Here is a 20,244-nt window from a genome sequence, read left to right as displayed (position 1 = left end):
GACACATGTTGTCCTTTGGGCCACTCGTGTGCGGTTCGTGCCGGGGACACGCTGGGGTCATGAACGTGCTTTGGGTTTTCGCGCATCCGGAACAGGCCTCACTCAGCGGTGTGCTGCGTGACGAGGGCGTGCGGGCGCTGGTCGAGGCCGGACACGAGGTCCGGATGTCCGATCTGTACGCGATGAAGTGGAAGGCCGTGGTCGACCGGGACGACTTCCCGGAAGAGACCGGCTCGCGGCTGGAGGTCGCCGCCGCCTCCCGCCGGGCTTACGACGACGGCACGCTCAGCGCGGACATCCGCGCCGAGCACGAGAAACTGCGCTGGGCGGACACCGTGGTGCTGCAGTTCCCGCTGTGGTGGTACGGCACGCCGGCGATCATGAAGGGCTGGATGGACCGGGTTTTCGTGAAGGGCTTCGGTTACGGCGTGACCGATCCCGACGACGGGCGGACCCTGCGCTACGGCGAGGGCGTGCTCGCCGGGAAGCGGGCGCTGGTGGTGCTGACCGCGGGCAGTCGGGAACCGGCCTTCGGTCCGCGGGGCATCAACGGTCAGCTGGACCTGGCGCTTTTCCCGTTGCTGCACGGGACCTTGTGGTACACGGGCATGAGCGTGCTACCCCCGGTGGCGATCTACGGCGCGGACCGGGTGAGCCCGGAGGCGTTGGAGGCGGCCACTTCACTGGTCCGGTCGAAGGTCCTCTCCGCGGGTACCGACACCCCGCTCCCGTACCGACACCAAAACGGCGGCGACTACGACTCCGACCTGGTCCTCCTGCCAGGTCACCACCCCGGGCAGACCGGCCTCGCCGTCCACTACCACCCGGCCTGACTTCGCCGGGCGCAGCCAAGTGGCGGCCCCGGGCGGCCAATGGTGTGCCGGGCCGGGCAGCCAGACCAGGGCAGGCCGGGCAGCTGGACCGGGGCGGGGCGGGCAGCCGGACCAGGGCGAGCCAGAAGCCGGGCCGGGGCGGGGCGGGGCGGGCAGCCGGACCGGGGCCGACCAGGCAACTGGACCGGGGCGGGCCAGAAAGCCGGACCAGGGCGGGCCAAGCAGCCAGGCCGGAGCGGGCCAGGCAAGCGGGACGGAGCGGACCAGGCAGCTGGACCAGGGCGAGCCAGAAAGCCGGGCCGGAGCGGGCCAGGCAGCCGGGCCAGGGCAGACCAGGCAGCCGGGCCAGGGCAGACCAGGTAGCCGGGCCAGGGCAGACCAGGTAGCCGGGCCAGGGCAGACCAGGTAGCCGGGCCAGGGCAGACCAGGTAGCCGGGGCGGGGCGGGCCAGCAGTTGGGCCAGGGCGGGCCAAGCAGCCAGGCCAGGGCGGGCCAGCAGCTGGGCCGGAGCGGGCCAAGCAGCCAGGCCGGAGCGGTCAGGGTAGTTGGACCAAGGCTGCCAGGTCGGCATCGCTGAGGGAGGTGATCCAGTCTTCGCCGTGGCCGATGACGGAGTCGGCCAGTGAGCGTTTGCGGGCGAGCATCGTGGCGACGCGTTCTTCGACGGTGCCTTCGGCGATCAGGCGGTGCACCTGCACCGGGCGCTCCTGGCCGATCCGGTGCGCACGGTCGGTCGCCTGGTCCTCCACGGCCGGATTCCACCACCGGTCGTAGTGGACCACCTGCGTCGCCCTGGTCAGGTTCAGGCCGACCCCGCCGGCCTTCAGCGAGATCAGGAACACCGGCACCTCCCCCGACTGGAACCGGTGCACCATCCGATCGCGCTCCCCGACCGGCACCGAACCCGACAGCAGCTGCACCGGCAGACCCCGCTCACGCAACCACCCCTCCAGCAACCGGCACATCGCCACGTACTGGCTGAACACCAGCACCTGCTCCCCCGCCTCCAGCATCACGTCCAGCAACTCCTCGAAGGCGGCCAGCTTGCCCGACCGGCCGTCGAGCGCCCCCGGCTCCTTCAGGTACTGCGCCGGGTGGTTGCAGATCTGCTTCAACTCGGTCAGCAGCTTGAGCACCTGCGCCCGCCGCGCGATGCCCGTGGTGTCCCTGATCGCGGCCAGGTTCTCCCGCACCACCGCCTCGTACAGGGTGACCTGCTCGCGGGTCAGCGGCACAAAAAGATCCGTCTCGGTCTTGGCGGGCAGCTCGGGCGCGATGTCCGGATCGGTTTTGCGCCGCCGCAACAGGAACGGCCGCACCACCGCGGCCAGCCGATCGGTGGCCGCCTGGTCGGCGTGGCGTTCGATCGGGCGGGCGAACCGCCGCCGGAACCGCTCGGCGGTGCCCAGCAGGCCCGGCGTCGTCCAGTCCAAAATGGACCAAAGCTCGGACAGCCGGTTCTCCATCGGCGTGCCGGTCAGCGCGAAGCGCACCGGCGAGGACAGCCGCCGCAGCTCGCGCGCGGTCTTCGACAGCGCGTTCTTCACCTGCTGCGCCTCGTCGGCGGCGATCAGCCCCCAGTCCACTGTGGCCAGTGCGGCGCGGTCCCGCAGCAGCACCCCGTAGGTGGCCAGCACCACCTCGTCCCCGGCGAGCTCGTCGAGGCTGCGCTTGCCACCGTGGAACCGGCGCACCGGCACCGAAGGCGCGAACCGCGCGAACTCCCGCTCCCAGTTGCCCAGCAGCGACGCCGGGCAGAGCACCAGCGTGGGCCCCGCCCGCCGCGCCCGCCGGTGCAGGTGCAGCGCGATCAGCTGGATCGTCTTGCCCAGCCCCATGTCGTCGGCGAGGCACCCGCCCACCCCCAGATCGGCCATCTTCACCAGCCACCCCAGCCCGCTCAGCTGGTACGGGCGGAGCGTGCCGTGCAACCCCGGCGGCGGCACCACCTCCACGTCCGGCGTGGAACGGATGCGCTCCAGCAAGGTGGTGATCACCGAGGGGGCGGCGAACTCCACCTCCTCACCGTCCACTTCGAGCGAACCGGTGAGCGCGGCGGCCAGCGCGTCCGCCTCGCTCACCGGCGCGGGCGTGGCCCGCAATCTCGCCAGCAGCAGGGAATCCGCCCGGACCCAGCGCCCCCGCAACCGCACCAGCGGGCGTTTCGCCTCGGCCAGCGCGGCCACCTCGGCGTCGGTCAGTTCCTCGTCACCGATGCTGACCCGCCACCGGAAGTCGAGCATCCGGCTCAGCGTCAGCTGCGGCGGCGAATCCGACGGCACCTTCACCGAAGCCCGGATCTTCGGCAGCCCCTCGAACAGTTCCTTCGGCCACAGCACTTCCACACCCGGCGGCCCACCACCGCGCAACAGCGCCACGACCTCGTGATCGGCCAGCTCGACCACCCCGCCCGCCGCCCGCGCCAGCGGTGGCCAGGCGGCCGCCGCGCGCCGCAACCCGAGCGCCACGCGCACCTGGACGTGCTCGCCGAACACCGAGCGCACCACCTCCGGCGCGTCGGCGAACTCGGCCACGTCCAGCACCAGCCCCGGATCGCTCGCGCCGCGCACCGCGACCACCCCGGTGGAACCGTCCTCCGCCGGCTCCACGCGCAGCACCAGGCGCACGGACCCGTTCTCGGCCAGCAGATCGGCGATCGCGTCCCACACCGCCCGCACCAGCGACTCCGGCGAATGCAGCCGGACCCGCTTCAGCCCCGACAACGGCAGCGCGAGCGCCTCCGGCGGCAGCGCGCCGGCCAGCTCGGTCAGGCGCAGCGCGTCGTCCACTTCGAGCGGACCGGCCCGCCAGCTCGCTCCGTCCGGCTCGACCCGGCCGCGGGCGACCAGGTTCAGCCCGGCCACCACCACCTCGGCCCACGCGGTGATGGTGGCGCTCTCGTGCTCACCGGCGGCGAGCAGCACGCGGACCGCCTCGGCCACGGGCAGCACCGAGGCCGCCACCTGGGTGCGGCGGTAAGCCTGTTCCTTCGGCAAGACCAGGTCGATCGGCGTGTCACCGCCGCCGTGCCCCCACAGGGCGAGCACACCGTCGCGAGGCGGGTCGGACGGCACGAAGAGGGCTTGGGTTCCGGGAGCGAGCTCCATGGCGGTCACCGTAGGACGCGCCCCCGACAATTACGCGCGAGGGAGGCCCAGCAGGCGTTCGGCGGCCACGTTCAGCAGGACCTGGGTGGTGCCGCCGGCGATGCTCAGGCAGCGCGAGACGAGGAACTCGTACTGCGCCGGCGCGGTCGCTTCGCTTTGCGGGCCGACGACTTCCATCGTGGTCTCGGCCACCGCCTGCCGGTGCCGCACGCCGATCAGCTTGCGCACACTGGATTCCGGGCCGGGATCCTGCCCGGCCAGCTGCCGCAGCGTGCCGCGCAACCCCAGCAGCGAACCGGCGGAGCCCTCGGCGATCAGCGCGCCGAGCCGGTCCAGCAGCAGCGGGTCCTCGGTGCCGCGCAGGTGCGTGACCAGCCGCTCCACGCCCTCGCCCACCAGCGTGCCCGAGCCCATCGCGACCCGTTCGTTGGCCAGCGTGGTGCGCGCGAGCCGCCAGCCGCCGTTCACCGCGCCGACGACCTGTTCGTCCGGCACGAAAACGTCGTCGAGGAACACCTCGTTGAACCGCTCTTCCCCGGTGATCTCCCGCAGCGGCCGGACTTCGATGCCCGCCGAGCGCATGTCCACCAGGAAGTAGGTGATGCCGCGGTGCTGCGGCGCGTCCGGATCGGTGCGCGCCAGGCAGATCGCCCAGTCGGCCTTGTCCGCGAGCGAGGTCCACACCTTCTGCCCCGTGATCCGCCAGCCGCCGTCGGCCCGGACCGCCTTGGTGCGCAGGGAAGCCAGGTCCGAGCCGGCTCCCGGCTCGCTGAACAACTGACACCAGGTGATCTCACCCCGCAGCGTCGGCCCGACGTACTTCTCGCGTTGCGCGTCGGTGCCGTGCTCCAGAATGGTCGGCGCGGCCCAGGCACCGATGATCAGCTCCGGCCGCGTCACGCCCGCGCGCTCCAGTTCGGCGTCGATGACCAACTGGCGGGCCGCGGTCGCGCCGAGCCCGTACGGCTCCGGCCAATGTGGAGCGAGCAGCCCGGTGTCGGCCAGCTTCCGGCGCTGCTCCGCCCGGGGCAACGCGGCGATTTCCTCGGCCAGCGCCCGGATTTCCGGATCGGACTCCGTCGTCGAGTCACCTTGGCGGCGGACTCCGCCGAGCGCGAGTTCGGCCGCCCGGCGGCGCCAGTACGCGCTGCCGCCGAGCACCTGGCGCTGGGTGATCGCGCGGCGCAGGTAGAGGTGGGCGTCGTGTTCCCAGGTGAACCCGATGCCGCCGAGCACCTGGATGCAGTCCTTCGCGTTCTCCACCGCGGCGTCGAGCGCGAACCCGGCGGCGGTCGCCGCGGTGAACTCCCGCTGGTCGCCGTCCGCCGCGCGCGCCGCGTCCCAGGCCAGGGCGGCGGTGGCTTCGGCACGGCACAGCATTTCCGCGCACAGGTGCTTGATCGCCTGGAAGGACCCGATGGGACGGCCGAACTGCTCGCGGACCTTGGCGTAGTCGACGGCCGTGCGCAGGCACCACCGGGCGATCCCGGCGGCCTCCGCGGTGGCCAGCGTGGCGGCGAGCGCCCGGACATCACCCGATACGGGGATCAGCGCGTCGGCGGGCACGGCGGCGCCGGTGAGCCGGACCGTGCCGAGCGCGCGCGAGAAGTCCATCGATTCGACGGGGGTGATCTCCACGCCGGGAAAACCGGGCGGCAGCACGAACCACCGGTCCCCGGCGGTCAGCAGCAGGTGCGCGGCCGGACCGGCGTCCAGCACCGGCCCGGTTTCGCCGGTGACCAGCAGCCCACCGTCCACTCCGGGCAGTGCGTCGAACGGCGACCACGACACCGCCGCGGTCGCCGAACCGTCGGCCAGCGCGGGCACGAGTTCCTTGGCCACCGGGGTGTCCGGGGCCTGGCCGAGCACCAGCGCGGCGAGCAGACCGCCGAAAACCGGCCCCGGCACCAGCGCTTCGGCGGTGACCTCGAGTCCGGCGACCGCGTCGGCCACCCCGGCGCCCGCCCCGCCCAGCGCTTCCGGCACGGCCACCGCGAACAGGCCGATGCGCCCGAGCGGCGCCAGGCAGGCCGGGGAAGCTTTGCCGGCACGGAGGCGTTCCACCGGGCGGTCATCGGCCGCCCACGCCCGGATCGAGTCCGCCAGCGCCCGCTGCTCCTCGGTGATGGCGATCGGCACGGTTACCTCCACGTTCTCGCCCGCAAGTAGAACGTGTTTCACTTTAGGCCGTCAGGGCCCCTGATTTGAACCCCCGGTAAGGTTAGGTATTCTTCACAGGCAAACTGGAACAAGTTTCGACCGAAGCGGGGGAGCCGCCCGATGGCCAAGCAGAAGGCCCCCATGGGCACGCTGAACGGGGACGAGCTGGGCTCGGCCGCGCAGCGCGACCGTCGCAAGCGGATCGTCGACGCGACGCTGGCGCTGGCCTCCAAGGGCGGGTACGACGCGGTGCAGATGCGGGCCGTCGCCGAACGCGCCGACGTGGCGCTGGGCACCCTGTACCGGTACTTCCCGTCGAAGATCCACCTGCTGGTCTCCGGGCTGGCCAGGGAGTTCGAGCGCGCGCAGGAGAAGCTGCAGCGCGGCGCCATCCCCGGGGACACGCCGACCGAGCGGCTGCTGTTCGTGCTGGGCCGCAACACCCGGCTGATGCAGCGCGACCCGCACCTGACCGAGGCGATGGTGCGCGCGTTCATGTTCGCCGACACCACCGCGGCCACCGAGGTCGAGCACGTCGGGCGGTTGATGGAGAACATGTTCGCCACCGCCATGGGCATCGACGACCCGACCGAGGCCGACCGGGACATCTTCCACGTGATCGCCGACGTGTGGATGGCGAACCTGGTCGCCTGGGTGACCCGCCGGGCGTCGGCCGCGGACGTGGCGAACCGGCTGGAACTCTCGGTACACCTGCTACTGGACAAGTGAGGCGCGGGCACGACCGGTCCCTCCGTGCGCACGCTGTGAATGTGGCTTTCGTAGCGCCTGGCGCGAGGAAAGCCACATTCACCGCACCTCTCAGGCGTGCAGCTTCGGCAGCACTTCCCGGCCGAAGACCTCGATCCACTCCTTCTGGTTCCGGCCAACGTTGTGCACGTAGATCCGGTTGAACCCGGCGTCGACGTACTTCTGCAGCGACGCGCGGTGCACATCCGGGTCGGACGAGATGACCATGCGGCCCTCGAAGTCCTCCGGGCGCACCAGCTTCGCCATCTGCTCGAAGTCGAACGGCGAGCGCACGTCGGCCTTCGGGAACTTCATGCCGCCGTTGGGCCACTGCTCCATCGCGTTGGCCAGCGCCTCCTCCTCGGTCGGCGCCCACGACAGGTGGACCTGCAGCAGCTTCGGCATCGAGTCCGGGTCCTTGCCCGCCTTCTTCGCGCCCTTGCCGAAGTTGTCCAGGATGCCGGCCAGCTTCTCCAGCGAGGCGCCCGGCGTGATCAGCCCGTCGGCCAGCTCGCCGGTCTTGCGCGAGGTGTACGGCCCGGCCGAGGCGATGTAGATCGGCGGCGGCGCGTCCGGCAGCGTCCACAGGCGGGTGGTGTGCAGCTTGAAGAACTCGCCGCTGTGCTTGACGTCCTGCCCGCTGAACAGCTTCCGGATGATCTCCAGCGCCTCGAACATCCGGCGCACCCGCTCCGGCGCCTCCGGCCAGTACCCGGCGATGACGTGCTCGTTGAGCGCCTCGCCCGAGCCGATGCCCAGCCAGGTCCGGCCGGGATAGGTGGCCTCCAGCGTGGCCGCGGCCTGCGCCACCACCGCCGGGTGCAGCCGGAACGACGGGCAGGTCACGCCCGGCCCCAGGTCGCCGGTGGTGTTCTCGGCCAGTGAGGCCAGCACGCTCCAGACGAACGAAGCCTCTCCCTGCGCGGGAACCCACGGCTGGAAATGGTCGGCCGCCATCTGGCCGGAGAAGCCGTGCTGCTCGGCCAGCGCGGCCAGCTCGATGGACTCCCGCGGCGAGAACTGCTCCAGTGCCGCCGCCATGCCGATCTGAACTTCAGTCACGAACGCATACCCCTTCTCACCTGTGGTTCTCGCTCCGCCAACGTACTCCGCTCACCGGAAGCTCACCGGAAATCGCCCGCGAAGGCAGCGAACTCGTCCAGCTTGCGCAGCGTCTCCGACTCCGGCAGCGTCGGCAGGAACAACGACAGCCGGTCGACCCCGGCATCGGCCAGTTCGGCCACCCCGTCCGGCTTGGCCGGCGCGCCGAAGATGGTGATCGGCACGTCTTCGCGGCCCTGCTCGGCCAGCCAGGACCTGACCCGGCGGATCTCCGCCGGAGAGGTGCCGGGACGCGGCAGCCAGGCATCGCCGTACTTCGCCAGCCGGTCCAGCGCACGCTCGCTCTCGCCCCCGATGTAGATCGGTGGGTGGGGTCGCCGCACCGGTTTCGGCCACGAGAACACCGGGTCGAAGTCGACGAACTCGCCGTGGAACTCGGCCTTTTCCTCGGTCCACAGCAGTTTCAGCGCCTGCAGTTGCTCGTCCAGCAGCGCACCGCGGGTGCGCGGATCGGTGCCGTGGTTGCGCATCTCCTCGCGGTTCCAGCCCGCGCCGACGCCGAACAGCACCCGGCCGCCGGAGATCAGGTCGAGGCTGGCGACCTCCTTCGCGGTGTGGAACAGGTCGCGCTGGATGAGCAGGGCGACGCCGGTGCCGAGCAGCAGGTTCGAGGTCGTGCCCGCGATGGCGGCGAGCGTGACGAACGGGTCGAGCGTGCGGTAGTAGATCCGGGGCAGCTCACCGCCACCGGGGTACGGCGACTCCCGGCTCGCCGGGATGTGCGAGTGCTCGGCGAGGAAGAGCGAGTCGAAGCCCCGCTCCTCCAGCGCCCGGCCGAGTACGCCGGGGCGGATGCCCTCGTCCGTCACGAAGGTGGAGATACCGAAGTCCATATTCGTGGCGAACCCGGGCCGCCCCGGCGGTTATTCCCGTCCGCGAAAGTCAGCGAGAGTCAGCGCCCCCTCAGCGGGTGCGCAGGTCCCACCGGCGGTGCTTCGGCGTGCTGATCGGCGCGGTCGCCGGTTCGTTGCGGGCGGTCCTGTCGGTCACCGGCTCGGACACCGCCGTGGTCTCGCCGGTGGTTTCGGCCGGGGCCTCCTCCACCGTGCGCACCACCTTGCGCGCGGGCAGCACGGCCATCAGCAGGCCGAGCAGGGCCAGCCCGCCGTGCAGCCAGTTGTCGGCGGCGTTGATGTGCAGCGGGTCGCCCATGCCGGAGATCGGGTTGGTGGCGATCACGCCGGTGATCATCAGGCCCCAGACGAACACCGCGCCGTAGCCGATGAGCAGGAGCCAGCCGTACATCCTGGCCAGCCCGGAGCCGGTGGCCATCAGCACGCCGAGCAGGCCGCTGAGGATGTGCAGCACGTTGTGGAACGGGTTGATGGCAAAACCGAGCAGGGTCCCGTGTGAATGACCGGCGAAGTCGCCGAACCCGGTCCGGACCAGACCGACGATGCCGAACACCAGGAACGCCAGGCCGGCCAGTCCGGCCAGCAACTGGACCGGCTGGAGACCGGCCCGGTGGGGACGCAGGGTTTTCGCGGTGGTCTCGCGAGCCATGGCTATCTCCCCTCACGGAGTGTCGATAGGCATGATTACCCCGGGCTTTCCGCTGGCAAACCGCCTACGGTGAGGGCATGCCCGCAGATCTGGAGCTGCTCCGGCGCCTCGCGCTGGACGAACACGGCCTGGCCACCATCTCGACCGTGCGCGCGGACGGCACGGTCCACTCGTCCGTGGTGAACGCGGGCCTGATCGACGATCCGGTGAGCGGCACGCCGTCGGTCGGCTTCGTCGCCCGCGGGGACGCGCTGAAGCTGCGGCTGCTGCGCACGGCCGGGCACGCCACCATCGTCTTCCGCCGCGGCTGGAACTGGGCGGGGGCGCAGGGGCCGGTGCGGATCATCGGCCCGGACCACCCGGATCCCGGCTTCGACCAGGACCGGCTGCCCGCGTTGCTGCGCGAGGTGTTCCGCGCGGCGACCGGCACGCACGACGACTGGGACGAGTACGACCGGGTGATGGCCGCCGAGCGACGAGCCGCGGTCTTCATCGCGGCCGAACGGCTCACAGGAAACGGCTGAACCGGGCCTGCACCTGGTCCGCGACCTGTTCGGCGTCGCGCGTGCCGTCCACTTCGATCACGTGGACACCGCGCTCGCGCGCCCGCCGCACCGCGTCCTCGGCCACCAGGCGATCACGGGCGAGCCGGTTCCGCTGGGCCAGTCCGGGATCGCTGACCGGCACGCCGAGCGCGGCCGCCCGCGGCAGTTCACGCACCTGGCGTTCCCGGAACTCCTCGGTGGGCACCATGACCACCATGCGCTCCACGTCGAACGCGGCGGTCACCAGTTCCGGCCGCAATCCCCAGCCCTCCACCAGGATCGGCCGCGGCGAGACCAGCGAGCGCAGGTCGTCGAGTGTCCATTCGAAACGGCCGGGGAAGCCGTCGAGCACCTCGGCGGCCATCTCCTCCGGTGTCGACCGCACCCAGCGCTGTTCGTCGTCCACCTCGGCGAGCCCGTTGCGCAGGCGGCGCAACAGCTCCCGCTCGTGGTGGGCGCGCAGGCCCTGGTAGTCGTAGTGGTAGACGGTGAGGACGTGCCGTTCCGCGAGCAGGCGCGCCACGGTCGACTTGCCCGCCCACTGCGCGCCACCGATCCACAGCGCCCGGCCCAGCGTGCCGAACGGGTCCGTCACACGTTCCGCCGGTACTGGCCACCCACCTCGAAGAAGGCCTCGGTGATCTGGCCGAGCGAGCACACCCGCGCCGCGTCCATCAGCACGCCGAACAGGTTCTCGTCACCGCGGGTCGCGGCCTCGCGCAGGGTGCGCAGGGCCAGCTCCGCCTCGGTGCTGTTGCGCTGCTGGAAGTCGGCGAGGCGGCGCAGCTGCGACTCCTTCTCGTCCTCGGTGGCACGCGCCAGCTCCACCTCGACCTCGTCCTCTTCGGGATGCGGGTTGCGGAAGGTGTTCACCCCGATGATCGGCAGCGAGCCGTCGTGCTTGAGCCGCTCGTACAGGATCGACTCGTCCTGGATGCGGCCGCGCTGGTAACCGGTCTCCATCGCGCCGAGCACGCCGCCGCGCTCGGAGATCCGGTCGAACTCGGCCAGCACGGCCTCCTCGACCAGGTCGGTCAGCTCGTCGATGATGAACGCGCCCTGCAGCGGGTTCTCGTTCTTCGACAGGCCCCATTCCTTGTTGATGATCATCTGGATGGCCATCGCGCGGCGCACCGAACTCTCCGACGGCGTGGTGATCGCCTCGTCGAAAGCGTTGGTGTGCAACGAGTTCGCGTTGTCGTAGAGGGCGCACAGCGCCTGCAGCGTGGTCCGGATGTCGTTGAAGCTCATCTCCTGCGCGTGCAGCGAGCGGCCCGAGGTCTGCACGTGGTACTTGAGCTTCTGCGAGCGCTCGTTCGCGCCGTAGCGGTCGCGCATGGCCACCGCCCAGATCCGCCGCGCCACCCGGCCGAGCACCGAGTACTCCGCGTCCATGCCGTTGGAGAAGAAGAACGACAGGTTCGGCGCGAAGTCGTCGATGTCCATGCCGCGCGCCAGGTACGACTCCACGTAGGTGAACCCGTTGGACAGGGTGAAGGCCAGCTGCGAGATCGGGTTCGCCCCGGCCTCGGCGATGTGGTAGCCGGAGATGGACACCGAGTAGAAGTTCCGCACCCCGTGCTCGATGAACCACTCCTGGATGTCGGCCATCATGCGCAGGCTGAACTCGGTGGAGAAGATGCAGGTGTTCTGGCCCTGGTCCTCCTTGAGGATGTCGGCCTGCACGGTGCCGCGGACGTTGCGCAGCGCCCACTCCCGCAGCTCGGCGGCCTCCGCTTCGGACGGCTTGCGGCCGTGCTCGGCTTCGAACGCCTCCATCCGCTGGTCGATCGCGGTGTTCAGGAAGAACGCGAGAATGGTCGGCGCCGGGCCGTTGATGGTCATCGACACCGAGGTGTTCGGCGCGGTCAGGTCGAACCCGTCGTAGAGCGCCCGCATGTCCTCCAGCGTCGCGATCGACACACCCGAGGTGCCGACCTTGCCGTAGATGTCGGGGCGGGTGTCGGGGTCGTGCCCGTACAGCGTCACCGAGTCGAAGGCGGTGGACAGGCGCTTGGCCTCGGAGTCCGAGGACAGGTACTTGAACCGGCGGTTGGTGCGGAAGGCGTCGCCCTCGCCGGCGAACATGCGGGCCGGGTCCTCGCCCTCCCGCTTGAACGGGAAAACGCCCGCGGTGTAAGGGAAGTAGCCGGGCAGGTGCTCGCGGCGCAGGAAGGAGAGCAGCTCGCCGGTCTCGGTGTAGCGCGGCAGCGCCACCCGCGGGATCTTGCTGCCGGACAGGGTTTCCCGCCAGAGCTGGGTGCGCAGCTCCTTGTCGCGGATCTTCACCACCAGCTCTTCGGCGCGGTACGACTCGGCCAGCTCGGTCCACTGCTCCAGCAGGCGGCGGACGTCGGGGTCCACCGCCGCGGCCGCGCGTTCGGCCAGCTTCTCGATCGCGGCGACGTCGTCACCGGCCTCGGCGAGCGCGGTGCGCGCGGCGTCCAGGTGCTCGTGCCGCCGGACCGCGGCGACCTGGTCGATGGTGCGCTGGTGGTAACCGCGCACGGTGTCGGCGATGTCGGAGAGGTAGCGCGCCCGCGAGGACGGGATGATCGTGCTGGCGTCGGTGGACACCTTGCCCTCGACCTTCGGCAGCACCCCGGCCGAGACCGACAACCCCTTCTCGGCCAGCGCGTCCCGCAGGTTCTGGTACAGCGCGGTGACGCCGTCGTCGTTGAACTTGGCCGCCGAGGTGCCGTAGACCGGCATGTCCTCGGGCGCGGACCCGAACGCCTCGCGGTTGCGCACCAGCTGGCGGGCCACGTCGCGGCGCGCGTCCTCGGCCCCGCGGCGCTCGAACTTGTTGATCGCGACCGCGTCGGCGAAGTCGAGCATGTCGATCTTCTCCAGCTGCGACGCGGCGCCGAACTCCGGCGTCATCACGTACAGCGCGTGGTCCACGTGGTCGACGATGCCCGCGTCGCCCTGGCCGATGCCCGGGGTCTCCACGATCACCAGGTCGTAGCCGGCCGCCTTGCAGGCCAGCACCGACTCGTCGAGCCCGGCCGGGATCTCCCCGCTGGTGGTGCGGGTGGCCAGCGAGCGGAAGAACACCGGCGAGCCGTCCAGGCAGTTCATCCGGATCCGGTCGCCGAGCAGGGCGCCACCGCCGCGCCGCCGCGACGGGTCCACCGCGAGCACCGCGATCCTCAGCTTGTCCTCCTGGTCGAGCCGGAACCGGCGGATCAGCTCGTCGGTCAGCGAGGACTTGCCGGAACCACCCGTTCCGGTGATGCCGAGGACCGGCACCTGACGGCTCGCGGCCGCCTCGGTGATCGCGGTGAGGTGGTCCTCGGGGAGCGTGCCCAGCTGCAGCCGGGTGATCGCGCGGGCCAGCGCGGGTACGTCACCGGAGAGCAGCTTCTCCACCGAGCCGGCGCCCGCCTCGGACAGGTCGGTGTCGCACTCGCGGATCATCAGGTTGATCATGCCGGGCAGGCCCAGTTGCTGGCCGTCCTCCGGTGAGAAGATCCTGGCCACCCCGCGCGAGTGCAGCAGGTCGATCTCCTCGCGCACGATGACGCCGCCACCACCGCCGTAGACCCGGATGTGCCCGGCGCCGCGCTCGTTGAGCAGCTCCACCAGGTAGCTGAAGTACTCGACGTGGCCGCCCTGGTAGGCGCTGATGGCCACACCCTGCACGTCCTCGGAGATGGCCGCGGTGACCACCTCGTCGACCGAGCGGTTGTGCCCGAGGTGCACCACCTCGGCCCCCTGCGACTGCAGGATCCGGCGCATGATGTTGATCGAGGCGTCGTGGCCGTCGAACAGGCTGGACGCGGTCACGAACCGGACGGGGTGCGCGGGCTGGTGCAGCTCGGTGGTCATCCCTCCAAAATACTTGGACTTCCTACTATTTTGAAGGCCGCCACCATCGTGTGAGCAGATTCACCAGAGTTCTACCGGACCCCGGCCGTCACCCCGCCGCGGCGGGCCAGCCACTGGCGCATGGCGTACTCGACCATGGTGATCAGGGTCTGCTTGGTGGATTCGCGATCACGGGCGTCGCACTTGACGATCGGCACGCTCGGATCGATCGAGAGCGCCTCGCGCACGTCCTCGACGTCGTGCTGCAGCTCACCGTCGAAGCAGTTCAGGCCGATGATGTAGGGCAGGCCGCGGTCCTCGAAGAAGTCCACCGGGGCGAACGAGTCGGCCAGGCGGCGCGTGTCGGCCAGCACCACCGCCCCGATCGCACCGCGCACGAGGTCGTCCCACATGAACCAGAAGCGCTGCTGCCCCGGCGTGCCGAACAGGTACAGGATCAGGTCCGAGTCCAGCGAGACGCGGCCGAAGTCCATCGCCACCGTGGTGGTGGCCTTGTTCGGCGTCGCCCGCAGGTCGTCGACGCCGGTACTGGCCTCGGTCATCATCGCCTCGGTGGTGAGCGGCACGATCTCCGACACCGACCCGACGAAGGTCGTCTTGCCGGCGGCGAAACCGCCGGCCACCACGATCTTCGCCGAGGTCATGGTGCCGGGCGCGCTCTCCCGCGGAGCCTTAAAGCCGACGGAGTCCACTCAAAACCCTTTCCATCAAGATCAGATGTGCCTCGTCGTTCTCGCTGCCGGAGGCGGTCTTGTGCACGATGACCAGGCCGGCGTCCGCGGCATCACTGATCAGGACCCTGGCCACCCCCAGCGGCACCCGCAACGTCGAGGCGAGCTCCGCGACGGAACGGGGAGTCCGGCATTCTTCCACGATCGAGGTCTGCTCGATCTGCTCGGGCACGAAGGAGGCGACCTCCTCCGTGTTCGTGGAGATCAGGGTCTCCAGTTCGAGCACGTAGTTGGCCTTCGTGCGCCCGCCGGTCAGTGCGTACGGGCGGACGATGGCGGTCTCTTCGGCCGCCGACGGCGGCTCCGGCACGGGCGGGGGCTGGTAGGCGGGGTGGCCGTGGGGCGGCACGCGCTGCTGCTGCCCGGTGTCGAAGAGCGGGTTGGGCGGGGCGAGGATCTCGGCGACCGGCGCCGGTGGGGGCGTCATCGCCGTCCCCCGCGTTTCAGGCGGTGGTGCGTCAGCTGACTGAACATGAGCATGACCGTCCTTGTCCTTCTTGCGCTTACGACGTCCACGACCGGAATCCAGGGTGAAGCCGTTGAGGACGTCGGCGAAGGTGCCGTCGTCCCGCTCACGCCCGTATCCCGGTCCCGTGCTCATCGGGACATCATCCCACCGGCTCGCCGATCAGCGAACCGCCCGCTCCCTGCAACTGGGCGCGGAGTTCCGGCGTGAGGATCTGCCCCACCCGGTCGACCAGCATGGTCATCTCGTAGGCGACCTGGCCGATGTCGCAGTTCGGGGCGGCGAGCACGGCCAGGCACGAACCGTCGCTGATGGACATCAGCACCATGATGCCGAGTTCCATCTCCACCACGGTTTCGTTGACCGCGCCGGCTTCGAAGCAGCGTGCCGCGCCCTGGGTCAGGCTGACCAGGCCGGAGGCCACGGCGGCGAGCTGGTCGGCCCGGTCCAGCGGCAGCCGGTTGGACGCGGTCAGCAGCAGTCCGTCGGCCGAGACCACCACGGCGTGCGCGACACCGGGGACCCGCTCGGCGAAGTCGTTGACCAGCCAGCCGAACTGGTTCTGGGGCTGGGCCGAACTAGGGGAAGTCATTCACCCTCCACTTTCTCTGTTTTCCCGTCCGCGGCGGCCTGAGCGTTGTGGTGCCGCCCGCGGCGGACGCCCTGCTGGAAACTGCTCAACCGGCCGCGCACATCATGCGGGTCACGACCCGGCCGCGGTGCGGCGGCCGGGGTAGCGGGTGCGGCGCTGCCCGGTACCAGGTGCTCACCACGCCGGCGGCGCGGCAGGCCCGCCGCCGTGAAACTGGACGGCGTCGCCTCGGCGACCGCCTGCGCCGCCTGCCAGCCCTCGTCGGTCCCGAACCCCTTGGAGGCAGGCTGCGCCCCGGCTTGGGCTTGGGCGGCGGCCGCGGTGGCGCCCGCCTTCGGCTCGGCCGCGGTGGCCGCGGTGGCCTGGGCGGCCTCGATGGCCTCGGTGGCTCCGGCGCCTGCCTTGGCCCCGGTCTCGGTACCCGGCGCGGTTCCGGCTTCGGCTCCCTGCTTGGCCCCGGCTCCGGTGCCTGCCTTGGTCCCGATTTCGTTGCCCCGCTTGGCTTCGGCGCCTTGCCCAGCCCTGGCCTCGCTGCCCGGCTTCGCACCGGCTTCGGCGCCCGGCTTGGTTCCGGTGCCCGGCTTGGTTCCGGCTTCGGCGCCCGTCTCCGTGGCGGCTTTCGTCTCGGCGTTGGGGCCTGTCTTGGCTCCGGCTTTGGTGCCTGGCTCGGCTTTCGCCGCGGTGGCTGCCGTAGCTCCGGCCGCGCCCGCGCTGGCCTTGGTGCCTGCCTCGCCTCCTGCGTTGGCGGCAGATCCGGCGTTGGTCCCCGCTTCGGCATCCGCTGCCGTGGCTTTCGCTCCGGCCTTGCTGCCTGCCCTCGTCCTGGCGTTGGCCCCCGACTTGGTGCCAGCCCTGGATCCGGCGGTGGTGCCCGTCTTGCCTTCGGCCTCAGCGCCTGCCTCGGTGGCAGCCCTGACCGCGGCATTGGCGCCCGCCTTGCCTCCGGTGGTGGTGCCTTCCCTGGTTCCGGCCCCAGTGCTTGCCTTCGTCCCGGCGGCGGCCTTGGTTCCAGCCGTGGGGCGTCGCCTGTGGGGTTCCGGGGTGGACTCGGCGTTCGGCTCGGGCTTGGTGCTCGCCTTCGAAGGCGAAGGGGATTCCGGGGCGGGCGCCGGGCCCAGCGGGACCTGGGCGATGGCGGGCACCTCGGCCGGCGCCTCCTCCGGCATCGCCCTGCCGGTTTCCTGGCGGCCCCGGTTGACGCCCTGCTGGAAGCTGCTCAGCCGCCCCCGCACGTTCGCCGGGTCCCGCACCGGGAGATCGGTGCCCTTGACGACCGGCACCGGGGTGGACGCCGCCGCGCTGCCGGGCAGCAGCTTCTCCCCTCGCCGCCGCCGGGGCAGCCCGGCCGCGGTGAAGCTCGACGGCTCCGATTTGGACACCGCCTCCACGGTCCGCCAGCTCTCGTCGGACGGGAAGTCCCACTCGGGCTTGGCCTCGGCCTTCACCGGTTCGGCCTGCTTCTCCGGAGTCGGCTCCTCTTCCGGGGCCGCGGCTTCGGAAGTGACCGGATTGCCGTTCGGCGCCGCGACTTCCTCGGCCGGTTCGCTCTTGCGGAACCAAGCCGACAGCATCGCGTCGAAGATCGGCGTGTTCTCCGGCAGGTCCGGCTCCGGCTCCGGCCTTGGCTCCGGGGTGACCGCGGCCGCCCACCAGTCGCTGAGCACCCCGCGGGTGGGCGCGATGTCCTGATTGGACACAAAAAGTGCCTTGCCGCTGGGCAGCGTGGCTTCACTGTCGCTCTCGGCGGGCTTCGGCTTCGACGTCAGCGGCGCGGCTTCGGCCTCCGGCGCGGGCTCCGGGGCTTCCGAAGGTCCCGGCACCACGGTCACCGGGATCTCTTCGGTCGGCGTGACCGGGCTGAACAACGCGGTACCGGAGATCTCCGCCGGCGACGGCGCCTCCTCCCCGCTCAGCCGTCGTTCCAGCGCACTGCCCTTGGCGGGCGCGGGCACCGAAGACGAGGCGGGCAGCACCCCGGACCGGTTGGCACCGTTGGCCTTCCGGCGCGGCAGCGCGCCCGCGGGCTGGCTGACCGCCGGCGCGGACCGCGGTTCCAGGCGCGGCCGGGTGCCGGTGCCGGGGATCGCGTCCATCACCAGTTCGGCGGGCACGGTCACGGTGGCGCGCACGCCGACGATGTCCCGGCCGCCGTGCAGCACCACGCCGATCCCGTGCCGCCCGGCCAGCCTGCCGACCACGAACAGGCCCATCCGGCGCGAAGTGGCCAGGTCGACCGAACCGGCTTCGGTCAACCGGGTGTTGGCCTCGGTGACCTCCGCCTCGTTCATCCCGATGCCCTTGTCCAGGATGTCGACCGAGAGCACCCGGTCCTCCGAGAGCCGGGTCGCCACGGTCACCTGGGTCTCCGGCGCGGAGAACGCGGTGGCGTTGTCGAGCAGTTCGGCGATCAGGCGCATCAGGTCGCTGGCCGCGTACCCGACCACCCTGGCCGGTGGCGGCGGCTGCACGACAACCCGCTGGTACTGCTCGATCTCCGAGACCGCGGCCCGCAACATGTCCGTTGTGGACACCGGCTGGCCGGACCGGCGGGCCGGTTCGGCGCCGGAGAGCACCATCAGGTTCTCGTTGTTGCGGCGCATCCGGGTGGCCAGGTGGTCCAGCTGGAACAGCGTGGCCAGCTGGTCGGCGTCCTCCTCGTCGCGCTCGAGCCGCTCGATCAGCTGCAGCTGGCGCTGCACCAGGCTCTGGCTGCGACGCGAGAGGTTGACGAACACGCTGCTGTACCCGGTGCGCATCGCGGCCTGCTCCACGGCGAGGCGCAGCGCCTGGCTGTGCACCGCGTCGAAGGCGCGGGCCACCTCGCCGACCTCGTCCTTGGCCGTCACCGGAACGGGTTGCACGTCGGTGCTCTGCGGGCGCCCCTCCTGGATGTTCTCCACCGCGCCGGGCAACTGCCGCTCGGCGATGTCCAGCGCACTGGCCCGCAGCACCCGCAGCGAGCGCAGCAGCTGACGGGTGATCAGGAAGACCACCGCGGCGGCGAGCACCAGCGCGGCGAACAACAACACGGTGAGCACCCCGGCACCGGTGCTGGCCTTGTCGGCCAGGTTCGCCGACACCGCGCCGAGCTGACCGCCGATCCGGCTGCTGACCTCGGAAAGGCGGGAGCCGACCGCGGTCGAGCTGTCCGTCCACTGCTGCGCCGAGGTCTCGCGCAGCGCCTCCTCCGGCGACCGGCCCTGCTCCCCCAGCGCGCTGCGGACCAGCGTGTCGCGGGTTTCGAAGCTGGGCCCGGCGACCGTGGTGTCGAAGTCCTGGCGCTGCTCCTGCGAGGCCGCCGCGCGGAAGTCGGCGAGCCGGTCGGCCAGGCGCACCTCGGTGGTGCGCAGCTGGTTCAGCTCGGACGGCGAGAGCGTGCCGCGGGCGATGCCGTAGCTCACCAGCGCCTGCCCCAGCGACACCTCTTCCTTGGCCACCAGCAGGTCGTGCAGCGCGGTCGGTGTGCCGCCGATGGCGTCGTCGCTGACGCCCGCGGTGAGCGCGGTGTCCAATTTGAGCAGTCCGGTGACCACCGCGGTGTACTCGGTGATCGCCTCGGCCGGTTCCAGCTGCCCGCCGTCCACCTGGGTGCGGATCTGCGTCAGCCGCGAGATCTGCGCGTCGGCTTCCTTGGCCGGGCCGACCACGCCGGAGTCCAGCGTGGTGGCCCGCTCGATCGCGGAGTCCAGTCCGGGCAGCGCGCCGTCGGTGCGCAGGCGGATCCCGGCCAGTTCCGGCGAATCCCGCACCGTCGTCTGCACCAGCAGCTCGGCCGTGCGCACGCGCTCGGCCTGCAGGTGTTCCAGCGTGGTCCGGATCTCGCCGCCGAGCGCGACCAGCCGGTCCATCCGCTGGTAGCTGCTCGAGCGCTCCACCTGGCCACCGATGGTCAGCACGCCGAGCACGATCGCGATGAGGATCGGCACCAGCGTCACCGCGGCCAGCTTGACCGGCAGGTTCCAGTCGCGCCAGCGGGTCAGCGAGCGCCATCTGGACGGCCTCCGGGGTGGCCGGCCGAGCAGCTTTCCAACAGGCACTTGGCCTTCTCCTGCACCAGTCACGAAAGTGACTCCCTGTTCGCCATCGTCGAGCACGTCGATCCACACCCGGCGTGCGGCCACCGGCTTCGCTCAGCTGCTGCGGCTCGTGCATCGCCCCGGGCGGATGCACGGCACAACGCAACATGCCATCTGCACGTGCACGGGGACAACAGCAGCACCCAATCGATCACAAAAGTCAGCGTGGTGCCGGAATCGTACACCAATAGTGTGATTGTTCGAACGGCTCAGCAAACAGCGACTGACCTGCAAAAATGGCGTTCGGGGCGACCCGGTGCCCGAGCTTTGCGCACCCGGACGGGCGGCGGCCCCAATTCCGGTTACAGACGTCACCCCTTTCCCCGAACGCCGTGTCACCCACATAGCCCAGCACGCGCTGTCACCACCGGCAAACTCATACCTACCGTGCCACTAGTACCGGACTTGAGCTGCAATTTATCCCCGATGTTGTGGTGTTGATCCGAGTTCAACGGGGGCTGGGATCTTCTTTCCATCCACTGTCGCAAATGGAGAATCATTCCCGGCGGAGCACGCGGGACGCGGCGGGGT

General features: G+C 71.0%; 14 protein-coding genes. 3 read left to right on the top strand and 11 right to left on the bottom strand.

Annotated elements, in window-relative coordinates; genetic code table 11:
• The first annotated feature begins 59 nt into the window (after positions 1 to 59).
• On the top strand, positions 60 to 833 hold the full coding sequence (locus YIM_RS14270) for an NAD(P)H-dependent oxidoreductase (protein ID WP_153030830.1): 774 nt from the start codon (positions 60 to 62) through the stop codon (positions 831 to 833).
• Positions 834 to 1,369: 536 nt separating this feature from the next.
• On the opposite strand, the gene YIM_RS14265 is transcribed toward YIM_RS14270, so the two are convergent.
• Positions 1,370 to 3,940 (bottom strand): DEAD/DEAH box helicase, encoded by a 2,571-nt coding sequence (locus YIM_RS14265; protein ID WP_153030829.1) that lies wholly within the window; start codon positions 3,938 to 3,940, stop codon positions 1,370 to 1,372.
• 30 nt (positions 3,941 to 3,970) lie between these two features.
• Positions 3,971 to 6,079: an acyl-CoA dehydrogenase gene (locus tag YIM_RS14260; protein WP_153030828.1), complete on the bottom strand. Its 2,109-nt coding sequence runs from the start codon at positions 6,077 to 6,079 to the stop codon at positions 3,971 to 3,973.
• Positions 6,080 to 6,220: 141 nt separating this feature from the next.
• Here YIM_RS14260 and kstR point away from each other — a divergent pair, with 141 nt between their 5' ends.
• Entirely contained in the window at positions 6,221 to 6,829 is a 609-nt protein-coding gene (gene kstR, locus YIM_RS14255; protein ID WP_153030827.1) for a cholesterol catabolism transcriptional regulator KstR, read from the top strand.
• A gap of 90 nt (positions 6,830 to 6,919) precedes the next feature.
• On the opposite strand, the gene YIM_RS14250 is transcribed toward kstR, so the two are convergent.
• The 3 genes from YIM_RS14250 to YIM_RS14240 form a co-directional block, all read right to left on the bottom strand.
• Positions 6,920 to 7,909, bottom strand: a complete 990-nt coding sequence (locus YIM_RS14250) for a TIGR03557 family F420-dependent LLM class oxidoreductase (protein WP_153030826.1) — start codon at positions 7,907 to 7,909, stop codon at positions 6,920 to 6,922.
• Positions 7,910 to 7,971: 62 nt separating this feature from the next.
• Entirely contained in the window at positions 7,972 to 8,802 is an 831-nt protein-coding gene (locus YIM_RS14245) for an LLM class F420-dependent oxidoreductase (protein WP_153030825.1), read from the bottom strand.
• A gap of 70 nt (positions 8,803 to 8,872) precedes the next feature.
• A complete protein-coding gene (locus YIM_RS14240; RefSeq protein WP_153030824.1) occupies positions 8,873 to 9,472 on the bottom strand; it encodes a DUF4383 domain-containing protein in 600 nt (199 codons plus the stop codon).
• Between the two features lie 77 nt (positions 9,473 to 9,549).
• Here YIM_RS14240 and YIM_RS14235 point away from each other — a divergent pair, with 77 nt between their 5' ends.
• Positions 9,550 to 9,996 carry a pyridoxamine 5'-phosphate oxidase gene (locus YIM_RS14235; RefSeq protein WP_153030823.1) on the top strand — a complete coding sequence of 149 codons (447 nt, stop codon included), beginning with the start codon at positions 9,550 to 9,552 and terminating at the stop codon, positions 9,994 to 9,996.
• Here the strand turns inward: YIM_RS14235 and YIM_RS14230 are convergent.
• The 6 genes from YIM_RS14230 to YIM_RS14205 all read right to left on the bottom strand — a co-directional run bounded on the left by YIM_RS14230 (position 9,980) and on the right by YIM_RS14205 (position 19,674).
• A complete protein-coding gene (locus YIM_RS14230) occupies positions 9,980 to 10,612 on the bottom strand; it encodes an AAA family ATPase (protein ID WP_228004715.1) in 633 nt (210 codons plus the stop codon). The genes YIM_RS14235 and YIM_RS14230 overlap by 17 nt on opposite strands.
• Entirely contained in the window at positions 10,609 to 13,848 is a 3,240-nt protein-coding gene (gene icmF, locus YIM_RS14225; protein ID WP_153030822.1) for a fused isobutyryl-CoA mutase/GTPase IcmF, read from the bottom strand. The genes YIM_RS14230 and icmF overlap by 4 nt, the downstream gene beginning before the upstream one ends.
• 71 nt (positions 13,849 to 13,919) lie before the next feature.
• Positions 13,920 to 14,492 (bottom strand): ATP/GTP-binding protein, encoded by a 573-nt coding sequence (locus YIM_RS14220; RefSeq protein ID WP_153030821.1) that lies wholly within the window; start codon positions 14,490 to 14,492, stop codon positions 13,920 to 13,922.
• A gap of 28 nt (positions 14,493 to 14,520) precedes the next feature.
• Positions 14,521 to 15,180 (bottom strand): DUF742 domain-containing protein, encoded by a 660-nt coding sequence (locus YIM_RS14215; protein WP_153030820.1) that lies wholly within the window; start codon positions 15,178 to 15,180, stop codon positions 14,521 to 14,523.
• A gap of 7 nt (positions 15,181 to 15,187) precedes the next feature.
• Positions 15,188 to 15,637: a roadblock/LC7 domain-containing protein gene (locus tag YIM_RS14210; RefSeq protein WP_153030819.1), complete on the bottom strand. Its 450-nt coding sequence runs from the start codon at positions 15,635 to 15,637 to the stop codon at positions 15,188 to 15,190.
• A complete protein-coding gene (locus YIM_RS14205) occupies positions 15,634 to 19,674 on the bottom strand; it encodes a nitrate- and nitrite sensing domain-containing protein (RefSeq protein ID WP_153030818.1) in 4,041 nt (1,346 codons plus the stop codon). The genes YIM_RS14210 and YIM_RS14205 overlap by 4 nt, the downstream gene beginning before the upstream one ends.
• Positions 19,675 to 20,244: the final 570 nt, after the last annotated feature.

This window comes from Amycolatopsis sp. YIM 10, from assembly GCF_009429145.1.
Lineage (GTDB): Bacteria > Actinomycetota > Actinomycetes > Mycobacteriales > Pseudonocardiaceae > Amycolatopsis.
The sequence above is the reverse complement of the archived record's forward strand: the minus strand, read 5'-3'. Positions and strand labels throughout refer to the sequence as shown.

Coding starts and splice junctions, on each gene's coding strand:
- kstR (WP_153030827.1), top strand. CDS start 6,221: ATGGCCAAGCAGAAGGCCCCCATGGGCACGCTGAACGGGGACGAGCTG.
- YIM_RS14245 (WP_153030825.1), bottom strand. CDS start 8,802: ATGGACTTCGGTATCTCCACCTTCGTGACGGACGAGGGCATCCGCCCC.
- YIM_RS14235 (WP_153030823.1), top strand. CDS start 9,550: ATGCCCGCAGATCTGGAGCTGCTCCGGCGCCTCGCGCTGGACGAACAC.
- YIM_RS14270 (WP_153030830.1), top strand. CDS start 60: ATGAACGTGCTTTGGGTTTTCGCGCATCCGGAACAGGCCTCACTCAGC.
- YIM_RS14265 (WP_153030829.1), bottom strand. CDS start 3,940: ATGGAGCTCGCTCCCGGAACCCAAGCCCTCTTCGTGCCGTCCGACCCG.
- YIM_RS14215 (WP_153030820.1), bottom strand. CDS start 15,180: ATGAGCACGGGACCGGGATACGGGCGTGAGCGGGACGACGGCACCTTC.
- YIM_RS14220 (WP_153030821.1), bottom strand. CDS start 14,492: ATGACCTCGGCGAAGATCGTGGTGGCCGGCGGTTTCGCCGCCGGCAAG.
- YIM_RS14210 (WP_153030819.1), bottom strand. CDS start 15,637: ATGACTTCCCCTAGTTCGGCCCAGCCCCAGAACCAGTTCGGCTGGCTG.
- icmF (WP_153030822.1), bottom strand. CDS start 13,848: ATGACCACCGAGCTGCACCAGCCCGCGCACCCCGTCCGGTTCGTGACC.
- YIM_RS14240 (WP_153030824.1), bottom strand. CDS start 9,472: ATGGCTCGCGAGACCACCGCGAAAACCCTGCGTCCCCACCGGGCCGGT.